The sequence below is a fragment of the Flavobacterium sp. genome, from assembly GCF_044369455.1.
Lineage (GTDB): Bacteria > Bacteroidota > Bacteroidia > Flavobacteriales > Flavobacteriaceae > Flavobacterium.
In genome coordinates, this window is record NZ_JBIPLW010000064.1 from 1 (window position 1) to 3,149 (window position 3,149).

3 protein-coding genes are annotated in these 3,149 nt (G+C 56.0%); all 3 read left to right on the top strand.

Translation table 11 applies throughout. The annotated features are described in order from the left end of the window. Nucleotides 1–373: NAD(P)-dependent oxidoreductase (locus tag ACIQ2L_RS14200; protein WP_396159984.1), on the top strand; the 373-nt coding region annotated here is incomplete at its 5' end. A gap of 158 nt (nucleotides 374–531) precedes the next feature. Beyond that, nucleotides 532–1,788 (top strand): DUF1552 domain-containing protein, encoded by a 1,257-nt coding sequence (locus ACIQ2L_RS14205; protein WP_396159986.1) that lies wholly within the window; start codon nucleotides 532–534, stop codon nucleotides 1,786–1,788. Beyond that, nucleotides 1,772–3,149: DUF1587 domain-containing protein (locus tag ACIQ2L_RS14210; RefSeq protein ID WP_396159988.1), on the top strand; the 1,378-nt coding region annotated here is incomplete at its 3' end. The genes ACIQ2L_RS14205 and ACIQ2L_RS14210, both read left to right, overlap by 17 nt.

Sequence of the window (3,149 nt, forward strand, 5' to 3'; positions counted from 1 at the left end):
ACTATTAGAGAGGGCCGATGTCCTTTCCATACATTGTCCTCTCAATGGGGAGACGCGTCACTTGATCGCAGAGCGAGAGTTGGCGTTGATGAAGCCAACTGCCTTCGTTGTCAACACAGCCCGCGGTGCAGTCATCAAAAAGACGGCGATACTTGATGCTTTAAGAAACCATCGGCTTGCCGGAGCCGGCCTTGACGTCGTCGAAGACGAACCACTCAAGACGCCTGAGGAAGCTCAGACACCCAACTTGATCGTCACCTGCCATGCGGCTTTTTGCAGCGTGGAATCGAAGAACGAAATGCGCGCTACCTCAGCTCGCATTGCCCGCGCTGCAGTCCTCGGCAACCCGTTAGAAAACATTGTGAATCATTAAACTTAGGATGACAAAATCGCGTAACGCAATGACTCGTGAAAGACCGTTGCGTTCGATAGTAGCAGCAGGCACACTCCGTGTGCCGTAGCCATAAAACGCATCCGCCTTTGAACTCCTGCCTGACAGATTACTCCCACCAAAAAGTGCAATACCACACCATGCACCGAAGAGATGTACTTCAAACCCTCAGCGGCACCGCGCTGACATTCCCCTGGTTCTCGAACCTGGCGCTGCAGGGCGCGGAGGTGATGAAGACACCACGGCGACTGGTTTGCATCGGACTGGATTTCGGATTGCGGCCTGAATCGTTTTTCCCAGTGGGGCAAGGGCCTGAGTTGGAGCTCACGCCCTTGCTGAAACCGTTAGAACGCTGGCAGAAAAAGATGACGGTATTCTCGCAGCTGGATCATCCTGGTGTGCAGGGAGGGCATTATGGCGTTCATACATTTCTCAGTGGCGTGCGTCGCGAGCAAGCGGCTGGGTTTGCGGATGGTTGTGTGTCGCTTGATCAACTAGCAGAAGAAGAGCTAGGTGGATTGACGCGGTTTCCGTCCCTTTGCCTTGGCGTGGGTGGTGGTGATGCGATCTCGTGGACCCGTTCGGGCATTGCCGTTCCGAAGCTAGAGGACCCATCGCAAGCGTTTCAGTTGCTTTTTAAGCCTGACCCCAGTTCGGCGAAGGAGGCACGACGCGCAGAGCTGGCCGAGAATGAATCGGTCCTCTCGCTCATCGCGAGAGATGCAAAACGCGTAGCGCCGTTGCTGGACCGCTGGGACCGCGAAAAGATGGACGAATTCATGGGAGCCATGCGAGATTTTGAACGAGCGAACGCCACGAACATCGCCTGGCTCGACAAGCCGCTGCCCGTCGCAGGTGGCGAGAAGCCCAAGTGGGACAACGCGGGCTGCATGGATCGCGTGCGAGCTAACCTGGATGTTGCCGCACTTGCGCTTCAAGCCGACGCGACGCGCATTGTCACGCTGAACATCGGCGGCTCTTTGCCGGTGACAAACATCCCTGGTATTGATCGCGGCTACCACGATCTTTCACACAGCGGCCAGGATCCGGATAAGCTGCGACAGCTTCACGTCATCGAGTCCGCGCTCCTAGTCGAGCTGGATCACTTCCTCGAACGACTCGCCACGATGAAGGACATCGGTGGCAGCTCGTTGCTGGATAACACCACCGTAGTTTTCGGAAGCGGCATGGGGAACGCCAGCTCGCATGCGAACACGAACTTGCCTGTTGTCCTCGCAGGAGGAGGTTTCAAGCACGGGCGGCATCTGTTCTTTCCGAAGCAAGGCCGCCAGCAGACGCCGTTGTGCAATCTCTTCGTTACGTTGCTCCAACAGATGGGAATCCAGCGCGATCGATTCGGGTCGAGTACAGGTAACCTCAATGAATTTTTGGTGTGACATGCCACGGCGTTTTCAAAACAACGATGCCGAAGGTATCTCCATAGTAGCAGGCACACTCCGTGTGCCGTCCGCCATTCAGACATCCGCCATTCAGCCATCAGTCGTTCAATCACGTTTGAATTTTTTTGCTACGGCACACGGAGTGTGCCTGCTGCTTTGTTCTACAGCCCTGCATGCAGCGGACGTCACGCAGGTCAAACCCGAACGCTTCCTTTCGCGTTATTGCCTCGGATGCCACGGAGCCAATGAACAAAAGGGGGATCGTCGGTTCGATAATCTCCCGACGACGGTCGGCGCCGATGTCGCGATTGCTGAACGCTGGCAGGAGGTGTTGCATCAGCTGCAGCTCGGTGAAATGCCGCCATCGGATGAGAAGCAACCAACCAACGACGAACGTCGCTTGGTGATCGCATGGATTGAAGAACAGGTGACCAAGGCGCAGTCGATTTCTCAGGATCGCGGTGGGCAGGTGGTACATCGCCGGCTCAGTCGTGCCGAGTATCTGAACACTGTAAAGGATCTCTTTGGGTTCGATGGGGACTTCGATCCCACCACCAGCTTCCCTGGCGATGAGGAACTGGAGGGCTTTCGAAATATCGGTTCGGCGCTTCGTACCTCGCGGCACCATCTCGCGCAGTATCTTACAGCGGCCGACGAAGTGCTTGAACAAGCGTATGATCTGGCCGAAGTGAATGGTAGGCCGAAGATCGATCAATGGAAGGACCGTGCCGAGACGATGGGCTCGCTCAATCCTGCTTTCGGGCTTGGCGTCATCAGTGAAGAGAAATCGAACGGTCCCGCGTACATCCACCTCAGCCATGGTCTGCGAAATCAAGAGCTGATCTTCGACAGCAAGCTCTTCCTTAGCAAACTTGGTGAGACCGGTGTGTCGCACTCCGGTTGGTATGACGTCGAAGTCGAAGTCACCGCTGCGAATCGCCATCATCCGTATGGTAAGGATCTCATGCTCGGGGGCTTGGCACCGTATTACAAAGACCTGAAGGCCTACTACGACGAATCGCAGCCGATGCAGCTTGGCATTGGCCGACAAGGCGAAGGGATGAAAGGCAATGGCTGGCGGCTAATCCCACCGAACATTGTTCACTCCACCGAATTGCTCGATGATCGCTACTCCACCATCCTCGCTCGAATCTGGCTGGATCGCGGTACGGTGCCTTACCTCGCGTGGATCGACGGTCCGCCGAAAGGGACACGCGGCCAATTCATTTCGACCAAGCTTTATAAATACGACCCGAGCGTACCGAAGATCGAGAAACACGTTTGGGAGAACCTGGCCTTGCGCGCCGAGCGAGACAAGCTTTATCAGCACCTCTATCAAGGCCCCGAGATACGCGTGC

Coding starts and splice junctions, on each gene's coding strand:
- ACIQ2L_RS14205 (WP_396159986.1), top strand. CDS start 532: ATGCACCGAAGAGATGTACTTCAAACCCTCAGCGGCACCGCGCTGACA.